The 17,189-nt window shown below is 50.7% G+C and carries 22 protein-coding genes; 6 read left to right on the forward strand and 16 right to left on the reverse strand.

Features of this window, described 5'->3' with window-relative positions:
• Positions 1 to 56: 56 nt before the first annotated feature.
• From KNP77_RS08160 to KNP77_RS08180, 5 genes are all read right to left on the reverse strand, one after another.
• Positions 57 to 251: a hypothetical protein gene (locus tag KNP77_RS08160; protein ID WP_070327609.1), complete on the reverse strand. Its 195-nt coding sequence runs from the start codon at positions 249 to 251 to the stop codon at positions 57 to 59.
• Between the two features lie 240 nt (positions 252 to 491).
• Positions 492 to 1,583, reverse strand: a complete 1,092-nt coding sequence (locus KNP77_RS08165; protein ID WP_201738982.1) for a virulence factor — start codon at positions 1,581 to 1,583, stop codon at positions 492 to 494.
• 70 nt (positions 1,584 to 1,653) lie between these two features.
• Positions 1,654 to 1,893, reverse strand: coding sequence for a hypothetical protein (locus KNP77_RS08170; RefSeq protein ID WP_070327611.1), 240 nt, complete (start codon positions 1,891 to 1,893; stop codon positions 1,654 to 1,656).
• A gap of 67 nt (positions 1,894 to 1,960) precedes the next feature.
• On the reverse strand, positions 1,961 to 3,232 hold the full coding sequence (locus KNP77_RS08175) for an alpha/beta fold hydrolase (RefSeq protein WP_214889996.1): 1,272 nt from the start codon (positions 3,230 to 3,232) through the stop codon (positions 1,961 to 1,963).
• A gap of 2 nt (positions 3,233 to 3,234) precedes the next feature.
• Entirely contained in the window at positions 3,235 to 3,801 is a 567-nt protein-coding gene (locus KNP77_RS08180; RefSeq protein WP_131489868.1) for a GNAT family N-acetyltransferase, read from the reverse strand.
• Between the two features lie 151 nt (positions 3,802 to 3,952).
• On the opposite strand from KNP77_RS08180, the gene KNP77_RS08185 reads away from it, so the two are divergent.
• The gene (locus tag KNP77_RS08185) at positions 3,953 to 4,684 is read left to right on the forward strand and encodes a hypothetical protein (RefSeq protein WP_131440409.1); all 732 of its coding nucleotides are present in this window, start codon (positions 3,953 to 3,955) and stop codon (positions 4,682 to 4,684) included.
• A 272-nt stretch (positions 4,685 to 4,956) separates the two neighbouring features.
• Positions 4,957 to 5,244: a hypothetical protein gene (locus tag KNP77_RS08190; protein ID WP_070327615.1), complete on the forward strand. Its 288-nt coding sequence runs from the start codon at positions 4,957 to 4,959 to the stop codon at positions 5,242 to 5,244.
• Between the two features lie 13 nt (positions 5,245 to 5,257).
• Here the strand turns inward: KNP77_RS08190 and KNP77_RS08195 are convergent, their stop codons facing one another.
• The 4 genes from KNP77_RS08195 to KNP77_RS08210 are packed head-to-tail and all read right to left on the reverse strand — an operon-like array spanning position 5,258 to position 7,105.
• Positions 5,258 to 5,449, reverse strand: coding sequence for a hypothetical protein (locus tag KNP77_RS08195; protein ID WP_070327616.1), 192 nt, complete (start codon positions 5,447 to 5,449; stop codon positions 5,258 to 5,260).
• A complete protein-coding gene (locus KNP77_RS08200; protein WP_214889999.1) occupies positions 5,446 to 5,970 on the reverse strand; it encodes a hypothetical protein in 525 nt (174 codons plus the stop codon). The genes KNP77_RS08195 and KNP77_RS08200 overlap by 4 nt, the downstream gene beginning before the upstream one ends.
• A 5-nt stretch (positions 5,971 to 5,975) precedes the next feature.
• Entirely contained in the window at positions 5,976 to 6,560 is a 585-nt protein-coding gene (locus KNP77_RS08205; RefSeq protein ID WP_070327618.1) for a phosphatase PAP2 family protein, read from the reverse strand.
• On the reverse strand, positions 6,560 to 7,105 hold the full coding sequence (locus KNP77_RS08210) for a phosphatidylglycerophosphatase A family protein (protein WP_070327619.1): 546 nt from the start codon (positions 7,103 to 7,105) through the stop codon (positions 6,560 to 6,562). Before KNP77_RS08210 ends, KNP77_RS08205 begins: the two co-directional genes overlap by 1 nt.
• A gap of 174 nt (positions 7,106 to 7,279) precedes the next feature.
• Between KNP77_RS08210 and KNP77_RS08215 the strand changes: the two genes are divergently transcribed.
• Positions 7,280 to 7,789: a YjcG family protein gene (locus KNP77_RS08215; RefSeq protein ID WP_070327620.1), complete on the forward strand. Its 510-nt coding sequence runs from the start codon at positions 7,280 to 7,282 to the stop codon at positions 7,787 to 7,789.
• A 2-nt stretch (positions 7,790 to 7,791) separates the two neighbouring features.
• On the opposite strand, the gene KNP77_RS08220 is transcribed toward KNP77_RS08215, so the two are convergent.
• The gene (locus KNP77_RS08220) at positions 7,792 to 7,980 is read right to left on the reverse strand and encodes a hypothetical protein (RefSeq protein WP_016510315.1); all 189 of its coding nucleotides are present in this window, start codon (positions 7,978 to 7,980) and stop codon (positions 7,792 to 7,794) included.
• A gap of 83 nt (positions 7,981 to 8,063) precedes the next feature.
• The gene (gene fabI, locus KNP77_RS08225) at positions 8,064 to 8,837 is read right to left on the reverse strand and encodes an enoyl-ACP reductase FabI (RefSeq protein ID WP_071399503.1); all 774 of its coding nucleotides are present in this window, start codon (positions 8,835 to 8,837) and stop codon (positions 8,064 to 8,066) included.
• A 149-nt stretch (positions 8,838 to 8,986) separates the two neighbouring features.
• Between fabI and KNP77_RS08230 the strand changes: the two genes are divergently transcribed.
• Positions 8,987 to 10,153, forward strand: coding sequence for an FtsW/RodA/SpoVE family cell cycle protein (locus KNP77_RS08230; protein ID WP_071399502.1), 1,167 nt, complete (start codon positions 8,987 to 8,989; stop codon positions 10,151 to 10,153).
• A gap of 41 nt (positions 10,154 to 10,194) precedes the next feature.
• Here the strand turns inward: KNP77_RS08230 and KNP77_RS08235 are convergent, their stop codons facing one another.
• From KNP77_RS08235 to yjbM, 3 genes are read right to left on the reverse strand one after another with little or no spacing between them, the layout of a single operon-like run.
• Positions 10,195 to 11,064 carry an RluA family pseudouridine synthase gene (locus KNP77_RS08235; protein ID WP_214890002.1) on the reverse strand — a complete coding sequence of 290 codons (870 nt, stop codon included), beginning with the start codon at positions 11,062 to 11,064 and terminating at the stop codon, positions 10,195 to 10,197.
• A 3-nt stretch (positions 11,065 to 11,067) separates the two neighbouring features.
• On the reverse strand, positions 11,068 to 11,865 hold the full coding sequence (locus KNP77_RS08240) for an NAD kinase (protein ID WP_070327624.1): 798 nt from the start codon (positions 11,863 to 11,865) through the stop codon (positions 11,068 to 11,070).
• A gap of 12 nt (positions 11,866 to 11,877) precedes the next feature.
• On the reverse strand, positions 11,878 to 12,522 hold the full coding sequence (gene yjbM, locus KNP77_RS08245; protein WP_070327625.1) for a GTP diphosphokinase: 645 nt from the start codon (positions 12,520 to 12,522) through the stop codon (positions 11,878 to 11,880).
• A 108-nt stretch (positions 12,523 to 12,630) separates the two neighbouring features.
• Between yjbM and KNP77_RS08250 the strand changes: the two genes are divergently transcribed.
• On the forward strand, positions 12,631 to 13,212 hold the full coding sequence (locus KNP77_RS08250; protein ID WP_174545507.1) for a CYTH domain-containing protein: 582 nt from the start codon (positions 12,631 to 12,633) through the stop codon (positions 13,210 to 13,212).
• A gap of 174 nt (positions 13,213 to 13,386) precedes the next feature.
• Entirely contained in the window at positions 13,387 to 14,070 is a 684-nt protein-coding gene (locus KNP77_RS08255; protein ID WP_251138997.1) for a DsbA family protein, read from the forward strand.
• A 226-nt stretch (positions 14,071 to 14,296) separates the two neighbouring features.
• Here the strand turns inward: KNP77_RS08255 and pepF are convergent, their stop codons facing one another.
• Together pepF and KNP77_RS08265 are read right to left on the reverse strand one after the other, a co-directional pair.
• Complete coding sequence (pepF, locus tag KNP77_RS08260; protein WP_214890008.1) at positions 14,297 to 16,099, reverse strand: oligoendopeptidase F; 1,803 nt, start codon at positions 16,097 to 16,099, stop codon at positions 14,297 to 14,299.
• Between the two features lie 17 nt (positions 16,100 to 16,116).
• Positions 16,117 to 17,178, reverse strand: coding sequence for a competence protein CoiA (locus KNP77_RS08265; RefSeq protein ID WP_214890012.1), 1,062 nt, complete (start codon positions 17,176 to 17,178; stop codon positions 16,117 to 16,119).
• Between the last annotated feature and the right edge of the window lie 11 nt (positions 17,179 to 17,189).

A 17,189-nucleotide genomic window follows, 5' to 3' on the forward strand; every position in this document is an offset into this window, starting at 1 on the left:
AGTGTATACGTTCGTGCAGACGTTTGTAATGGATTTCCCTATATTATTTACCTTTTTTAAGAAACTTGTAGGTTTTCCACGTATTGCTGCCAACCGGTCACGAACAACGAGTCAGCGACGTCGATGTCAGAACGAACTTGTGCAGAGATTGAGAACGTCTCACTATGAATCGTCTCAAAAATGACGGTGATCATGCCATCGACCACTTCTTTGTAAGCTACGAGTTCAGTTGTTTCTGCAAAAAGAATCATGAGTGTTGCTCCTTTGTCCAAATAAGATACTTTCAGTGTACCAACGTTATTCAAATAAAAACGTCCTATCGTTCGACAGTCCCGCTCCGAGCTCGACTTGTCTGTCGAATAACTGGCACCGATTGTTAACCGATTGGTTGAATTATGTAAGGACAAACGAAAAAGAGAGGCAATTCGCCAAGCGAACTCCTCTCACTTCCTATAATTGTAAATTTGAACAAACCTGACTTGTCGAATGGTTTATTTCGAACGGTTCGAGATTTGTTGCCATACCGTTCCGAGTGCCGTTTCTCCGCTCGTAATTCGCTCTTTGGCGAGACGTGCTTGGAGAGAAACCTCGAACTCACGGTCGTCCTCGGCGATTTTCAAAGCCGGTACGGCCTGCTCATCACCACAGTCGAACAAGAAGCGTGCAGCCCGCCAACGGACAAGCTTACTTTTATCTTTGAGCGCCTCGATCATCGATGGCTGAGATTTTGACAACGCCCAATCAGAGACGGTGTCCCCCGCGGTCCGTCTCACGATCGGTGACGGATCGACGAGTGCCTGCTCGATATAGGTGACGTAATCCTCCCGATTTTCTTCAAACATACCAATCATGACGACTGCTTGACGCCGGATCGCCATCACCTTGTCCTCGAGTGCCCGGCGGAAGTAATTCATGTTCTCCGGTTCGATTTGCAGTTCATCCAAGAATGCCATCCGTGCTTTCCAGTCCTCCGACTGGAGTTGCGACACGTTGGCCTCGTAATCCGCCTCGCGCCCGAAAGCACGGGCGACAATCCGAGCGACGCGATCTTCTGGATAGGCCGCTTCAAGCTCTTCTTGAGCGACAGCACTCACGTCTTCGAGTTCCCCGTAACGCGGAGCTTGTTCGACCCAGCGGCGATCTTGAATGACGTTTTTCACTTGCTGCTGTACCTGCATCGCTGCGTCGACAAAGCGTTTAGACAAACCGACCCGTTTCTCCTCGTCGCCTTTGACGAGTTTCAACTGCATCGGGACGTCTAATACGAACTGGACCGATACGTGGACCGGCTCATAGTCTGCCGTCAACTGGCTCGCTTCTCCTTCAGCGACGTCTTCGCCGAACGCGCGACGGATGTCGTTCATGACGTCGTGCCAATCGTGTTTCGGATGCCGTTCGACCGCTAAAAAATCAGAGACGGCGTATACCGATTTGACGCCTCGTAACGCGATGATGTCTCGGATCGTCTCCGGGACGTCCTGACTCGCCTTGTCATATGTGATCCCGCGGCCAGAAAAAGCCGGTTCGACAATGATCTTTAAATTGTTCGGACTTGGTGTTGGTTCAATTGCTACAAGTTTCATCTTCATCACCTCACACCAATCGTGACGAAAACAACAAAAAAACGCAAGCGAGTCGCTTGCGTCGTGAACATCAAAATAGGGCGATGAACTGTTGGAGGGAATAGCGCTCTCCTTCGACGTCGAACGTGTCATCTCCAGCAATCGGTTCTAGGAAGAAGCGTTTCTCCCCGTCCGCTTTCACGTAACCGAAGATGTGGTTCGTCTGATAAAATAATTCCACAATCGTGACCCGGCCGAACGTCATCCCGTCATTGATGACTGCCTGGTCCCCTAACTCGCCGCCGTTGTACAGTTCGATATACGTTTCCATGTGTTGTCGCTCCCTTTGTGTTTGTTTTCACAATTCATTTCTATCAGACAAAGGTCGTGACTTCAAGTTATTTTTTTGCGTTACGCTTCCAAAAATCAATCCAATTGTAATACTCAGATAACACTCTATCGATTTGTTGGATTGATGGTTCATGTTCAAGTCCTTTAGCACCAATCTTCTCTTTGCAATGCGTGATAAAGATTTCGTTTCCTGGTAAAACGTTTGCCCGATTTGTGGCAAATACTTGTCGGAGGTGGACTTGGCACCTTACCGTCCCGAGCATGCCGGGTGAGGCGCCGGCAATCATGACCGGTTTATCACGAAGTGGCGTTCCCGGTTCGAGCGATAGCCAGTCGATCGCATTCTTTAAGACGCCGGGTATGCTGTGATTGTACTCCGGGGTAACGACGAGCAGACCGTCCGCTTCTCTGACCACTTGCTTGAACGCGACAACGACGTCCGGTTCATCCGGGTCAATCAAGTCGTCATTATAGAGCGGCAATTCGATTGATGCGACCTCCACGTCAAACCGATCACGACCGAGTTCGATGATTGAATGAAGTAGCGCCGTATTGAACGATGCTTTACGCAAACTGCCTGATACGGCGATCAGTTTGAACTTATGCACCGAGCGCACTTCCGCGTCGAGCCAAGCGTTAATGAGTTGCGCTTCGGTTTCAGGCGCCTCCATCATCCCCATATGACTGGCTTGCACCGTCTGTTTTGTATGACGCTCCGCCCCTATGAAAGCTCGTTCCGCGTCCATGTTCGGGTCTTTCGAGCCGTAAATAAACAATCCGGGCAAGTTCGTCTCGCGCACCGTTCCTGTCTCATCATTCCGGTCCCGAATCGCTTCTTGAGCTGAGATGATTCCTTCTTTCGACATGTTGAAGCCGATTCGTTTAGCACGTTCGATGAGTGTGTGATCAGAATCCGGGGCGAACACGCCTGGGATCATCTCGTCGATGAACGGATGGACACCTTCTTCGATCACTTTCTCAATCGCGGCGTTTCGTTTCGCCTTCGCTTGATCCGAATCCGCGCCGGCCGTCGAATGAATCAACCCGAAGCCAGATAATTCATCCGGATAGCGTCGAACAAGGTTCGTCGTGATGTAACCGCCGAACGAATGTCCCAGTACGACCGGACGATCGAGCTCGCGCAAACGAATCTCTCTGATCACCCAATCCGCGAATTGATCGATCGTCTCGGGACCCGATTCGGTGTCATCATGTCCTGGAAGCGTCAACGCGTACACATCCGCTTCAAGCATCGGGACGAGCTCGTCAAAATAATCCGGTGACCCACATAGGCCGTGAAGCAATACAACTTGTCTCATCGTCATCTCCCTCTCTGTGGCCATTCGTCTTTTAGTAGACGGTACATCGTCAAGTCCATAAAACGGCCGTGACTGTAAGCATAGTCGTGCAGCAAGCCTTCCTCGGTGAAGCCGAGCTTTCGCACCAACCGATTTGACCCATCGTTCTCTGGTGCGACGAGCGCCGAGATCCGGTGAAACTTGAACTCGTCGAACCCGTACCCGATGACGGCTGTCGCCGCTTCATAGGCGACACCTCTGCGCCAATGACTAGGCGCGACTTCAAATCCGATTTCAGCCCTGAAATATTGGGGCGTCCAGTTATGAAAGCCGATCGTCCCGACGAGCTCATCGGTCACACGGTCACATATCGCCCATCGAATCGCTTTCCCTTGTTGAAATTGATCTTTAAAATAGGCGATGACGTTCTTCGCCTCATACACGGCAAGCAACGGATCAGATCCGTAATAGCGCATGACTTCCTCGGTCGAGAGGATCACGTAGAGTGCCCGCGCGTCCCTAGGCTCGAGTTCTCTCAGGATAAAACGATCTGTAGCGAGCTCTGGAAAACTCTTCTTCAACCCCCACATGCTGAACCCGCCTTTCTTCTACCTTTTCTCTAATTATACCTAGTTTTCCTCAAAAACCATCATCTCAATCATCTCGACCGCTCCAACATGGCACACTCGAGACGGATTTGCTAAAATCAAATTGTAGTGACTTCGAACTGAGGGGATTAATATGTCAAAACAGTTGTTCTACATTAAACAAGACCGGGAACTACAACGTTTTACCCTTCATGGGGTGACACTGACGGATGTCGTCGAAGCGTTATCACTCGCCCGACCGATGATCATCTGTCGAACAGACATTAAAGGGATGAGACAATCATCCCGGACGAGGTTTCGCTATATCGAGGCACACGAACTCTCAACGTTCTCGACGAAATACTTGAACAACCAGACGAGTTTCACCGCCATCGACTTTCCCGACTATAATTTACTCGAATCATTATCAGACCATGAGATTGCGGAAATCTTGTTTTTGAGCCACATGGAACGAGGGCTGAAAGCGCCGTTCCTCAACTCGATCCAAAATGAGATCGCTTATTTCAACGAGTCGAACGATCGTCACAGTAGCCTCTACATAAAAGACTGGTCGACGATCAATCAGTTCCTGCAAAGCGTGCTTCAAAGTAAACTCGACCGTGACATCCGTAATATCAGCTTCGTCCCGATCCCACTGCCTGTCATCGATGAAATCTTGGCTTTATCCCCACAAGGGCTGATTATCGATTTCGACCATACGAAACGCAGTCTGTTCAATCGACAAGTCGCCATCTCGTTTTACGTCGCCGGACGATACGAGGACATGTCTGTGCTTGAAGAAGACTTTGACGCCAAGAAGGAATCGATCGCCTTAAAAGGGCAATTGACCTATCGCCGCCGAGCATGGGAAATCGAACGATTTTAAGTTCATACGTGTATGAAAGTCAAAAGAGCCTGGAAAATTCAGGCTCTTTTTTGCTATCGTGCTCGTCTTTATTTCGTTCCAAATCGCTTTGTCTAACGACTTTATCGTTATTTTTAAAAATTGATAACAAATTGTCTTAATTTTTCGTTAAATTAAGTCTTTTCTTTTAACGATAGGACGGTATACTAGGAATAACCTTCTGGAGGGACGGAAGGCAATATAGAGAAAGCGAGGTGAAAATCTATTCATCTGTCGATGGATAGATCTACGAAATGGAACAACTGAAAGTACAGGGAATTTCTTCGTTCACCAAGTTTGCGACGAATGGAAACATGCTGAAATTAAAAGACGCAATTGCCGGCGAGCAGCGGATTTCGCTTCAAGAAGCGACCGATATACAAGTCTCGATGCTCGACGAGGACCATTCGCGCTTCACTATATTCGGTCAGTCGCGCCCACTCGTGGAACTGACCCTTCCTCACCATTCTTGTGAAGTGTTATATGCATGGCTGCTTCACAAATTAAAACGACAAAAAATCAAATTGGCTTCAAACGCTTAATAAAAGCGCGTCCTCATGAGGGCGCGCTTTGTTCATTCCTCCGATAGATGGTGACGCCCCCATGTTTGGCGGCGCCCACGACTTGGAACAACCACTCTTTCTCGATCAACAGTGACCGTACTGTCAAAAAGTCGTCTTTCGGTACGAGCAACTCATCGATTGAGCCGTCGAGTAACGCTTTGACCTTTTGTTCCCACTCGTTCATTTTGCTTCATTCCTTTCCTTCTGTGCTTCGTTCGCCCAGGCAAATAAGTACGCACCCGTTTGAATCGCGTCGCCCGGTACGAACAGTTCCATCGGCACGTGTGCATGCGACGGAATCTCTCGATTGATTGCGAGCACGACCGGTTCGCCGAGTGCTGCTTCGATGTAGTCGGAAGCAAACGTGATCACTTCATCCGCAGACATTGTTCCCTCGTTCGCAAGAGCCGCTGCATAGGCCGCGTCCATCTCATTATCTTTCAACAGAACACGTCCGTGCTCGAGCAGCGCGAACGGTGGCTTCGCGTCGACGTGAAACACCTCATAGGCGCGATAGCCCGTTTCATCACATGATAGGAGCGGAACGAAGCGGCGTTGTCCCGTCCATTTCTTCAATTGAAACAACGTCCGCATCGACGCAAATGACTTCGCGCCAGTCGCATCTTTTTCGACCAATATCGTCGGCGAACTCGCCGCGTCCGCTTGATCCCTTCCCATAAACAACCAACTTTCAACTTCAGACACGAGTATCAACGATTCTTCCTCCCTATAATCCATTCTGATCCGGCAATCACCGTGAACGCGACGAGCCATCCGCCCACGACGTCACTGAAATAGTGAACGTTCAAAATGACCCGGCTGAACGAGACGGCTACGAGCAGCACGACGAGTACCGCGACCCAAACGGGCGAGTACTTTCGCCGGTATAAACTAAAAGCGAGCAAACCGTACAAGGCGAGCGAACCCGAGGCGTGCCCGCTCGGAAAACTATACGTCGTCGCATCGAGAGCGGCATCGATGAGCGGCCGGTCGATCCCGTACACGCGCTTCAATAGTTGAGTCAAAACTAACGTCCCGATGACGACGAGCGGTAATCGAAACGCTTCAAGTTTATCCCCGCGCCATAACCAATAAAGCATACCGACAAAGGAGAGGGCGATCAACACCTTCACACTGCCGAGTTCCGTCACATAGACGAACAGCGGGCCAGACAACGGCGCGACAATCCGATAGACGAACCCGTCGAGCGAAACCGCCCCACCTAAAATGACAATCACCGAGACGATGGCGAAGCCAAGCGTCCCGGCGATTGTCAGTGTTTTTGCGCGATGCATCAATATAATCCTTTGCGTTCACGCATCTCGTCTTCACCGAAATCGTTCATGTCGCGCAACCGGTGCGCGAGACGGCCCGATGCGTTAGCCGCGATCGCACCGACAAGGTCGTCCATGAACGTATGAACTTGACCATCGTCCATCTTCGTATCGAGCTGCTTGATGATCCCGATCTTCGCTTTATCTAAGTAACCGAACGTCGTGACGGCAATCGATCCGTACGTGTTGACGGCCCCGATCGCGATCGTCTCATCGACTCCGAATAGGCCTTCATCTGAAGCGACGATTGAAAGGAGCGGTTCTGACAACTGCCCTTTTTCGGCTAACATATCGAGCTCTGAGCCGACGAGAATCGCGTGTTGGAGTTCGCGTTTCTCAAGGACGGCCTCAACCGACTCGATGCAGTCTTTTAATGATAAGTGCGGTGAATAAGGCGCCTGCATTTGGTAGACGATCTCTGCGATCGATTCGATCGATACGCCCCGTTCAATCAAACGGGCCCGTGCAGCCTCTGTTACGTCTCGTGAGTGTGGTACTTGTTTCATAATTGTTGCGGGCAATTACCCGCGTCACATCCCTTCATCTCGAGAACAGCATGTCTCGAAGTACTCATTCTCTATTATACTGAAAACTTTAAAAAAAACACTAAGCCCACTTTGACTTCATTCGATAAATCGGTCATCATAAACTAGTAGACCATTCATAAAGGGGGAACTGGAATGAAGATTGGGGTAGTCTTATTTCCATCAAAACAAGTTCAAGACTTCGCCAACTCGTATCGAAAACGGTACGATACGAAGTACGCTTTGATTTCGCCACACGTGACGATCAAAGAACGTACCGAAGTCGACGAAGCCGAGTTACCAAAAGTGCTCGAGTATTTACAACAAATCGCTGAAACGACGAAGCCGATTCAGTTGAAGATCGACGGTGCCCGCTCGTTCGCGCCGACGAACAACGTCCTTTACTTAAAAGTGTTGCCGACGCGCGAACTCGCTGCGCTACAAACTCGCTTACACGAAGGTGCACTCGATCAGCCTCCGAAGTACGAGTTCCTCCCGCACATCACGATCGGACAAGATCTGACCGACGCCGAGCTGTTCGATGTGCTCGAACGGATGCGGATGGAACAAGTCCATTTTGAAGAGACGATCAACCGTATGGCCGTCATGTACGAGCTCGAAAACGAAACATGGAACGTCTATGAGACGTTCCGGTTCCGAGGTTAATATTATACGCTCCGGTCGACGAAACGACCGGGGCTTTTTTCTTGTTCAGCTTCTAACCATTCTTCTTGACGCGGAATAATCCGCTGGACCCGCTGGATGCGAGTGACCGGTTCGATGTTCGCCCGTTCTGTCGGTTGGACCTGGCGATTCCCATATTGGACGACCGTAAAATCAATCTGATAAGGACCCATGATCTTCCCTCCCTCACAAGTCCTTACCCCAAACGGTTACGCTATAATACAAAAAGAGCGCATTTACGCGCCCTTTCCCAAACTTATAAAATATGGTAGCCGCTGTCGACGTGGATGACTTCTCCCGTGATGCCACTCCCCATGCCCGATAACAAGAATAGACCGGTCGAGGCCACTTCTTCAGCCGAGACGTTCCGGCGCAGTGGTGCCTTTTGCTCGAGCTCAGACAAGATGCTGTTAAAGTCGCCGACGCCTTTCGCCGACAACGTCCGAATCGGTCCAGCCGAAATCGCGTTGACTTGTACGCCTTGTGGGCCGTATTCGTTCGCCAAATATTTGACGCTCGAATCGAGCGCGGCCTTAGCGACACCCATCAAGTTGTAGTTCGGTACGACCCGTTCCCCGCCGAGATACGTGAGCGTGATGACCGAAGCGTTCTCTGCGAAGTAAGGTTTTGCCGCCTTGACGACCGCCGTCAAACTGTACGCCGAAATATCGAGCGCTTGTGCGAACTGACCGCGCGTCATCTCCGAGAATTCACCGCGCAACGCTTCTTTATCCGCGAAAGCGATTGAATGCGCAATCCCTTGAATCAGACCGACTTGCTCATGGATCGAACGGAACGTCGTGTCGATCGCTTCATCGTTCGTCACATCACACTCAAGCAACAGTGCTTCTTGGCTCAATTCAGCAGCGAGTGATTCGAGACCTGACTTGAAACGTTCAGACGCATAAGTGAGCACGAGCTTCGCTCCTGCCGCGTCGAGCGTTTTCGCGATCGCCCAAGCGATCGAGCGTTTATTGGCAATCCCCATGACGACGTACGTCTTGTTCGTTAACGTTGGATAAATTGACATTGTGAACTCCCCTTTTTAGTACCTGGTTATAACATCTGTTATCAGATTACAGAATGGTGTCTGTTTTGTCAACCGCCTCGTAACGTATTGCGATTTTTTATAGTTACGGTAAGATAAACTACGTATAGAAAGGGTGAGACGACTTCATCATGAACCGCATTCAATCTTATTTAAAAAGTTTAGACACGACACTTCTGACAATCGTCTTCTTCTTGATGGTCATTAGCCTAGGCGCCATTTACACGGCACAACCGATGTTGCCAACACGATTACAACATATTAACTTCGCCTTCGATCAAGGAATCCGTTACATCATTGGATTCGTCGCCATGTTTGCCATCATGACAATCGAATACGAGCAGTTGCGAAAAATTCATTGGTATCTCTACTCCTTTGGTTTATTGCTTTTAGTTGGCTTAATTCCGCTCCGGGATACCACACTCGTTCCAAATATTAATGGGGCGTATGGATGGTATAATGTGCCTGGTTTCAGTTTTCAACCAGCTGAATTTATGAAGTTGTTTTTACTTATTTCCATGGCCACAATCGTCTACGACCACAATAAACGTTACGGTTCGTCTCAACAGGACGCGTGGCTGTTAATGAAACTAGTATTACTCGCTATCCCGCCTCTTGGGCTGATTGTCACGCAACCAGACTTAGGGACCGGGCTTGTTTTAATCACGATGCTCGGTGCCATCATCATTGTGTCAGGAATCGGTTGGAAGTGGTTGCTCGGTCTATTTAGCGCTGCCGCCGTGACGATCGGTGGGTTCATGTACTTGTTTTTCTCGCATTTCGAGGTGCTTCAAAGCTTCGTTCCGGGCCACGCCTTGAATCGCTTTCAAGCATGGATTTACCCATATGAGTACTCTGACGATTTAGCGTTCCAGTTGATCAAATCGCTTCAAGCCATCGGTTCTGGTCAAATGTTCGGAACTGGCTATGGTCAAGGTTTAGTCTATCTACCAGAGTCGCAAACCGATTTTATTTTCGCCGTCATCGCTGAGCATTATGGTTTTATCGGTGCAGCAATCGTGATTATCGTCTTCTTCTTGTTCTTGTACCGGATGATTCATATCGCGCTCGAAGCGAGCAGTCCGTTCGGAAGTTACATCGTGACCGCCGTCATCGCCATGTTCACGTTCCAGATCTTCCAAAATATCGGAATGACAATCGGTGTCCTCCCGATCACCGGCCTAACCTTGCCGTTCATCAGTTACGGGGGTACCGGGATCATCATGAACATGATTGCCATCGGGCTCGTCATGAACGTCGCCTCAAAATCAAAAACGTATATGTTTGACGACGATTAAACATAGCCCCGCACTCATTTGAGCGCGGGGCTATGTTTTGTTCACTCGTGTTCGAGTTGAAAGTCGACGGGGTAAGCCGCTTCGATTACGATACTCTCCCCTGTCAACGGATGATTGAACGCGGCAGACGAGCTGTGAAGCGCGTGACGGGCGAGCACGGGACGTCCGCCATACATCGTATCCCCGAGTAACGGATGACCAATATGGCGCATGTGGACGCGTATCTGATGGGTCCGTCCGGTCTCGAGTTGGATCGTCAACGCCGCATAGTCACCGTGCGACTCGACGTGACGGACGTGTGTGACGGCTCGTTGCCCGTCGTCTGTGACGACACGTTCCATGATCGAGTGTTCGGCCCGACCGATCGGCGCATCAATCGTCTGTCGTTCGACCAGTCCTTCGACGAGGGCGATATACGTCCGGGACAAACCACCTCGCTTTTGAAGTTCGCTGAAACGATGGTGCACGTACGCATATTTAGCGAACAAGACGACACCAGACGTATCCCGATCGAGCCGATTGATCACATGAATCGCCGAGTGCAATCCAATTCGTTCATAGTAACAGAGCACAGCGTTCGCAAGCGTGTCGTCAGGATGAAGCCGAGACGGGATCGTCGCGATGCCTGCCGGCTTATCGACGGCAAGCAAATAGTCGTCCTCGTAGATGACCGTGAGCGGACGCCGTGAACGGACCATCGTTTCCGCTGGCTGCTCAAGCGGAAAATGAACCGTCACTTCATCGCCGCTCGACACATCAAAGCGAACAGTCCGCGGCTCCCCGTTCACTAAGATGAGGCCACCGTGTTTGACTTGCGTCAACATCTTGCGTGAGATGCCACAATCCCCCATCAAAAAGTCGCGCAGCGGGACGTTCGTCTCCGCGACACGACGTAATGTAAAACCGTACATATGTTACTTCCCTTCCTCGATGAACGATTCGCGCACCCGACGCCAAAACGGGAACGGGCGGAACCGGGCGAACGTCACTTTTTCTCTCGCGACCGCGCAACGGATCGACTGGACGTTCGACCACGACAGTGCTTCCTGATGGTCGAACGCGAGCTCAAACTCCGTTTTCGTATGCGGTTTGATTTTGACTTGGTGGTGCTTCGGCAACAACAGTGGTGAGCCGATCGTCCGGTAGACGAGATTATTGATTGACGCCATCTCGGTCACTTGGATCGCCTCGATCGATGGATGGACGATCGCACCGCCGAGCGCTTTATTATAGGCGGTCGAGCCGGAAGGTGTCGAGATGCAAAGCCCGTCTCCGCGGAACGTTTCAAAGTAATCGTCACGGATCGACAAGTCACACACGAGCGTGCGCTTGTAATTTTTAATCGTACACTCGTTCATCGCCAACTGCCGCTCCGTCGTCCCGTCCTCATAGTCGATCAACACTTCGACGAGCGGATAAGATACCGGTTCAAACGACTCGCTCGTGATCATCTCTGTCAATTCATCGAGCTCGTCCGGTTGCCAGTCGGCGTAAAAACCGAGATGGCCCGTATGGATGCCGACGAGAAGGGTGTCGTCTAACCGGTCGACATATTCATGGAACGCCTGTAGCATCGTCCCGTCCCCACCGACCGAAACGACGATCCGAGGTTGTTCCGAGACGGAATGTCCCGCCTCGGTCAACTTGTCTGTCAACTCACGCGCGATCTCCGCGGAACGCGCATCTCCCCTTGACACAATCGCAAACTGCATACACTTACCCCCCTAGTCTTGGTCCGTTTGGACGTTCATTTCTTTATCACGAAACACTTGCTGCGCATCTTGAATCTCGACGCGGAGCTGACTCATCTCAGCATCGAGCAGAAACGCCGCCTCCGCGGCCCGACGCAGCCGTTCTTGGACTTCTTGCGGCATGTCGCCATCGTATTTATAGTTTAACGAGTGCTCGATTGTCGCCCAAAAGTTCATTGCGAGCGTCCGAACTTGGACTTCGACGAGCGTCGGGAATTCCCCGTGGATCGTCTGGACCGGGTATTCGATGATGATGTGATACGACCGATAACCCGATTCTTTTTGATTCGTGATGTAGTTCCGTTCCTCTACGATTTTAAAGTCGGTCCGGTGGTGCAACAGCTCGAGGACCTGCACGATATCGTCCACAAATTGACACATGATTCGAAGCCCGGCGATGTCTTGCATCTCGGTCGACAAGTGATCATAGGCGATCTGTTTGCGTTTCGCTTTCTCGAGAATGCTACCGACCGGCTTGACCCTGCCGGTGACGAACTCGATCGGAGAATGGTCATTTTGCGAGTTGTATTGCTTACGGATCGCTTTAAACTTCACTTTCAGCTCATCGACCGCAATTTGATACGGCACTAAAAATTGATCCCAGTCCACTGATTGCATATGCTGTCACCACTTTCGTTCGTTTCGGAAAACCTTGCTTTTTTCCGTATGTATCCGATTGTATGGTATCATAAACCAACAATTGTTCATAGAATGGAGCGATGATGAATGACCCAAGAAGTGGAAATTGAGTTTAAATCGATGCTGACGAAAGATGAGTATGAGACGTTGCTCGAATCGTATCAGTTATCCGACCAAGTCAAATGGCAAGCCAACGATTATTTCGATACGCCCACGTTTGAACTGCGTAGCCAAGGCGCGGCCTTGCGCATCCGCGAGAAGAAGACCGGTCAAGTTTTGACGCTCAAACAACCGCACGATGTCGGACTGCTTGAGACGCATGCACCAATCAATGAAGAAGCGGCGGAAAATTTGTTCAAGTACGGCATCGTCCACGACGAACAGATGAAACAAGCCCTCGCCACGTTCAATTTGACCGGACCGCTCGAACATTTGGGCCGCCTCGAGACGAAGCGTGCTGAAATCGAGACGGCAGACGGTCTGCTCGTGCTCGATGAAAGTCATTATTTGGAGATTTGTGATTACGAAATAGAATTCGAAGTGACGGACGAAGCGGCAGGCCGAATCGCGTTTGAAAAGCTGCTCTCGAGCCACAATATCCCGTTACGTCCGGCCAAAAATAAAATCGTCCGATTCATGGAAGAAAAGATGGGACGGAGTGAAGGTTGAGCAGATACGTTGCCAACCTTTTTTTTTCGTTGCTACAATGAGCATACGATATATTTGATTTTGTTTACGAGAGGAGGCGACACAATGGAACTTGAACAATGTAATGAGTCATCCTGTTCACTGGAAGAATCTTCTATCCAAGTAACATATAAGCCATTAGAGTTATTCTATTTCATGGACATCTCTGATCCCGACGGTTTTCACGTGATGACACTCATTAAAAAACTCGAGCTCGAATACGGGCACTTGATTCGTTTTCGGATGGTCTCGACGGTTCCTAGTTGTGTTGGCGGATGTCAGGAAGAGGTTCGCCTTCTCACGATGATCAAGGCTATGGAATTACAAGGGAAACGCCATGCGATGCGTTTTTTGCGTCACCTTCATATTAACGACGCCTTTACGAAGGATGCTTCTAACGATGCCGACCTGTGGGAGATCGCGCGCTCTTACGCTGGATACGGACTCGACATCGATGAGTTGGCGGCAGATATGCAGTCGAATCAACTCTTGAGCGCCCTCGCTGTCGACCATCAAATATTAAAAGACTGGGAAATCGAATCACTTCCCGCCATGACGTTCGTCACCCGTGACGAGGCGCTCAAGATCGAAGGCGTCTATCCTTACGACGTGTACCAAGCCGTTATGAGTGAACTGCTCGGATACGTACCGAATCGGCAAACGGGTTGGAACGTTGAAAAAGTGTTACGTCACTACGACGCCTCGACAATCACTGAGCTCGCGTTCATCTTAGAGCTCGACAAGCCGGTCATCGAACGGGAACTGAAAAAACTGTCGCTCCAGCAACGTTGCCGCCCTGTTCCCGGCTGCAGCGGTCAAGCATGGGCCACACAAAAATAAACGGATACAAAAAGAAACCCACGGCCGGGGAGCCGTGGGTTTTTGACGTCTCAAGCGGGGACAAGAGACGCCGATCTTAACACCCGGGGAAGGTGTCAAGACGGGAGAAAGTTTACGGTCAATAAAGGGGTTTGTGATTGATTTCACACTTATAATATAACCATAGCCTCGCCTGTTGACAAGCACTTTGTTCATATTGTCACATAATGTTCACGCACATGCTCGCTTACGAAAACAGGAGTGATTCCATCTCATCGAGGACGGATTCAAACTGATCAAGCGCCGCTAACACAGGTGCTTTCGTCGTCATGTCAACGCCGGCCGCCTTCAACACCTCGATCGGGTAATCGCTCGACCCGGCTTTTAAGAACTTATCGATATAACGTTTAACGGCAGGCGCGCCTTCGTCCATGATTTGTTGCGACAACGCCGCTGACGCCGAAATTCCTGTCGCATACTGATATACATAGTAGTTGTAGTAGAAGTGCGGGATACGGGCCCACTCGAACGCGATCTCTTCGTCGATGACGATGTCGTCGCCGAAGTAACGCTTGTTCAACTCAAGATACGTCTCGTTCAAGTATTCTGGTGTGAGCGAGATGCCATCTTGGGCCGCTTGATGGATCTTATGTTCGAACTCGGCGAACATCGTCTGACGGAACAGCGTCCCCCGGAACGTCTCGAGTTGATTGTTGAGCAAGTAAAGACGCTCGGCTTTGTCCGTCCGTGTCTTCAACAAATAGTCGTTCAAGAGCGCCTCATTCGTCGTCGAGGCGACTTCTGCCACGAAAATCGAATAGTCCCCATACGGGTACGGTTGCGTGGCACGCGTGTAGTGACTGTGTACCGAATGACCGAACTCGTGGGCGAGTGTGAACAAGTTGTTCACGTTGTCTTGCCAGTTCATCAAGATAAACGGTTGCGTGTCGTACGCGCCAGACGAATAGGCACCGCTACGTTTGCCGCGAGTCTCCCGGACGTCGACCCAACGTGAGTCGAGACCGTCTTTGACGATTTGGACGTACTCGTCTCCGAGTGGAGCCAGACCTTGGACCATGAGCTCTTTCGCTTCTTCATAAGGCACTTTCATCTCGACGTCTTTGACGAGTGGCGTGTACAGGTCATACATGTGCACCTCGTCTACACCGAGCGCTCGTTTACGAAGCGCGACATAACGGTGCAACAGATCGAGCCGTTCATTCACCGCTTCAACGAGTCCATCGTATACCGATTCAGGAATCGAGTTGTTGTGGAGTGCCGATTGACGCGCACTCTCAAACTTGCGCACCGTCGCATAAAAGTTGTCCTTCTTCACGCTCCCAGACAGAGTAGACGCGAACGTGTTCAAGTATTGTTTGTACGTCCCATACATCGCTTTAAAAGCCGTCTCACGCACGCTGCGGTCTGCCGACTCTAAAAACGTAATGTAACGACCGTGCGTCAGTTCGACTTCTTCTCCTTGCTCATTCTTTACTTTAGGGAATTTCAAATCGGCGTTGTTGAGCATGCCGAACGTCGAGCTCGATTGCCCGAGCACGTCGCCGGCTTGGGCGAGAATCGCTTCTTCCGCTTCCGTCAAGACGTGGGGCCGCTCTTGCGCCAACTCATCGAACGCATGACGGTAGACGGTCAACCCTTCGTGGCCGCCCATGAACGCTATGATCTCACTTTCGTCGATGGCGAGCAGTTCTGGTGTCATGAAGGCGAGTTGAGCCGAAATTTGAGCGGCGAGTGACCCGGCACGGTCGTTCAGCGCCTGATAATGGCTGTTGGCCGTATCTTCGTCATAGCGCATATGGGCGTATGTATACAGCTTATGCAGTTGACGCGAGATCTCGTCACGGAGCTGCAGCGCCGCGTAAAGTGTCTCGGCCGACTCCCCGAGTTTCCCTTTGAATTCAACGAGTTCAGGGATTCGGGCTTTGAGTGTCTCAAAGTCTTGCTCCCACGCTTTGTCGTCTGCATAGATGGTTTCTAAGTTCCACGTCTCCTCGACGGGTACTTGTTGTCGTGTTAGTACTTCTGACATATGTCCACTTCCTTTTCTCAGTTTATATACGATTTCGCCATGAATCGCTGAAACCCTTGAAACAAACGAATATCGTCACGAAGTGCTGCTTCGAGCGTGACCGGGACTTGCCAATCGATGACATACTCTGACAAGCCGAATACGTTCAAGAGTTGTCTCCATTGTAACTGAAACGAAGAAACAAAGTCGCTTGTCGGGGTCGCGTTGAACTGGCGGCATGTCTTCTCGATGCTAAAAGCGAGCGAATCCTTGGGCGCTTCCCATCGATTTAAATACAAGACCGTTTGAAATTCGAACGGATGAACATGAACACCCCACAGCGCCGGGAGCGGCAAATAACAGACCGTCGGCAACAGTGACGGTAACATGCCGAGCGGATAGAGACGATTCAAGATCAGCCGTCTGTAGAGCGGCGTCGGATAAGGCGGCGTCATGCGCTTACGCCGCACGAGTTGAATCCATCGGTGCGCATCAAACCGATAAAACGGCTCAAACGGCGAGACGTCAAAAGATGTCGCTGGCACCCACGCGCCTTGTGCCCGTCTGAGCGAGATTGGACACCCGACGAACCGGTACAACGCGTTCTTGACCGGAACGATCAACGTACGCCGCCGTGCGATCTCGTACCTCATCCACGGTGAGAAGGACGGCACCGGTTCAAGACGTAATCCGCTCGCGATCCAGATGACGGCAAAACCGTTTTGCTCATAGTGTCTCGTCCGTTCTACGTAAGAATCGACTGCTAACGGTGAGGCCTGTATTTCGACGACGAACGACGCCCCGGCTTTTGTCGCGACCAAGTCAGCCCGTCTCCCGTTCAGATCCACTTCTTGCTCGACATCATATCCGCTCGCCTGCAGCCATTGTCTGACGCCCCATTTATCGGTTCGGTGACCAGCCGACTCTCCGCGCCCACACGTTTGAACGTGAGAAAAATGGAGCCGTCGTTTCGCTCCTCGTTTTACAATGACCCGTTCTCCGCACTGTGGACATGAAAAAGGGGCAGCCGGTTCGATTTGCCTCCGACTCAACGTATGGGCATCGACGTACTCCCCTGTCTGATCGATTGCGAATCGCATCCCGCTTCCCC

This window comes from Exiguobacterium sp. s142 (assembly GCF_018618455.1).
GTDB lineage: Bacteria > Bacillota > Bacilli > Exiguobacteriales > Exiguobacteriaceae > Exiguobacterium > Exiguobacterium aurantiacum_A.

What these genes read in the sequence shown, in the direction of transcription:
- KNP77_RS08160 (WP_070327609.1), bottom strand. Translation starts at nt 251, where the DNA reads ATGATTCTTTTTGCAGAAACAACTGAACTCGTAGCTTACAAAGAAGTG.
- KNP77_RS08165 (WP_201738982.1), bottom strand. Translation starts at nt 1,583, where the DNA reads ATGAAACTTGTAGCAATTGAACCAACACCAAGTCCGAACAATTTAAAG.
- KNP77_RS08170 (WP_070327611.1), bottom strand. Translation starts at nt 1,893, where the DNA reads ATGGAAACGTATATCGAACTGTACAACGGCGGCGAGTTAGGGGACCAG.
- KNP77_RS08175 (WP_214889996.1), bottom strand. Translation starts at nt 3,232, where the DNA reads ATGAGACAAGTTGTATTGCTTCACGGCCTATGTGGGTCACCGGATTAT.
- KNP77_RS08180 (WP_131489868.1), bottom strand. Translation starts at nt 3,801, where the DNA reads ATGTGGGGGTTGAAGAAGAGTTTTCCAGAGCTCGCTACAGATCGTTTT.
- KNP77_RS08185 (WP_131440409.1), top strand. Translation starts at nt 3,953, where the DNA reads ATGTCAAAACAGTTGTTCTACATTAAACAAGACCGGGAACTACAACGT.
- KNP77_RS08190 (WP_070327615.1), top strand. Translation starts at nt 4,957, where the DNA reads ATGGAACAACTGAAAGTACAGGGAATTTCTTCGTTCACCAAGTTTGCG.
- KNP77_RS08195 (WP_070327616.1), bottom strand. Translation starts at nt 5,449, where the DNA reads ATGAACGAGTGGGAACAAAAGGTCAAAGCGTTACTCGACGGCTCAATC.
- KNP77_RS08205 (WP_070327618.1), bottom strand. Translation starts at nt 6,560, where the DNA reads ATGCATCGCGCAAAAACACTGACAATCGCCGGGACGCTTGGCTTCGCC.
- KNP77_RS08210 (WP_070327619.1), bottom strand. Translation starts at nt 7,105, where the DNA reads ATGAAACAAGTACCACACTCACGAGACGTAACAGAGGCTGCACGGGCC.
- KNP77_RS08215 (WP_070327620.1), top strand. Translation starts at nt 7,280, where the DNA reads ATGAAGATTGGGGTAGTCTTATTTCCATCAAAACAAGTTCAAGACTTC.
- KNP77_RS08220 (WP_016510315.1), bottom strand. Translation starts at nt 7,980, where the DNA reads ATGGGTCCTTATCAGATTGATTTTACGGTCGTCCAATATGGGAATCGC.
- fabI (WP_071399503.1), bottom strand. Translation starts at nt 8,837, where the DNA reads ATGTCAATTTATCCAACGTTAACGAACAAGACGTACGTCGTCATGGGG.
- KNP77_RS08230 (WP_071399502.1), top strand. Translation starts at nt 8,987, where the DNA reads ATGAACCGCATTCAATCTTATTTAAAAAGTTTAGACACGACACTTCTG.
- KNP77_RS08235 (WP_214890002.1), bottom strand. Translation starts at nt 11,064, where the DNA reads ATGTACGGTTTTACATTACGTCGTGTCGCGGAGACGAACGTCCCGCTG.
- KNP77_RS08240 (WP_070327624.1), bottom strand. Translation starts at nt 11,865, where the DNA reads ATGCAGTTTGCGATTGTGTCAAGGGGAGATGCGCGTTCCGCGGAGATC.
- yjbM (WP_070327625.1), bottom strand. Translation starts at nt 12,522, where the DNA reads ATGCAATCAGTGGACTGGGATCAATTTTTAGTGCCGTATCAAATTGCG.
- KNP77_RS08250 (WP_174545507.1), top strand. Translation starts at nt 12,631, where the DNA reads ATGACCCAAGAAGTGGAAATTGAGTTTAAATCGATGCTGACGAAAGAT.
- KNP77_RS08255 (WP_251138997.1), top strand. Translation starts at nt 13,387, where the DNA reads ATGGACATCTCTGATCCCGACGGTTTTCACGTGATGACACTCATTAAA.
- pepF (WP_214890008.1), bottom strand. Translation starts at nt 16,099, where the DNA reads ATGTCAGAAGTACTAACACGACAACAAGTACCCGTCGAGGAGACGTGG.
- KNP77_RS08265 (WP_214890012.1), bottom strand. Translation starts at nt 17,178, where the DNA reads ATGCGATTCGCAATCGATCAGACAGGGGAGTACGTCGATGCCCATACG.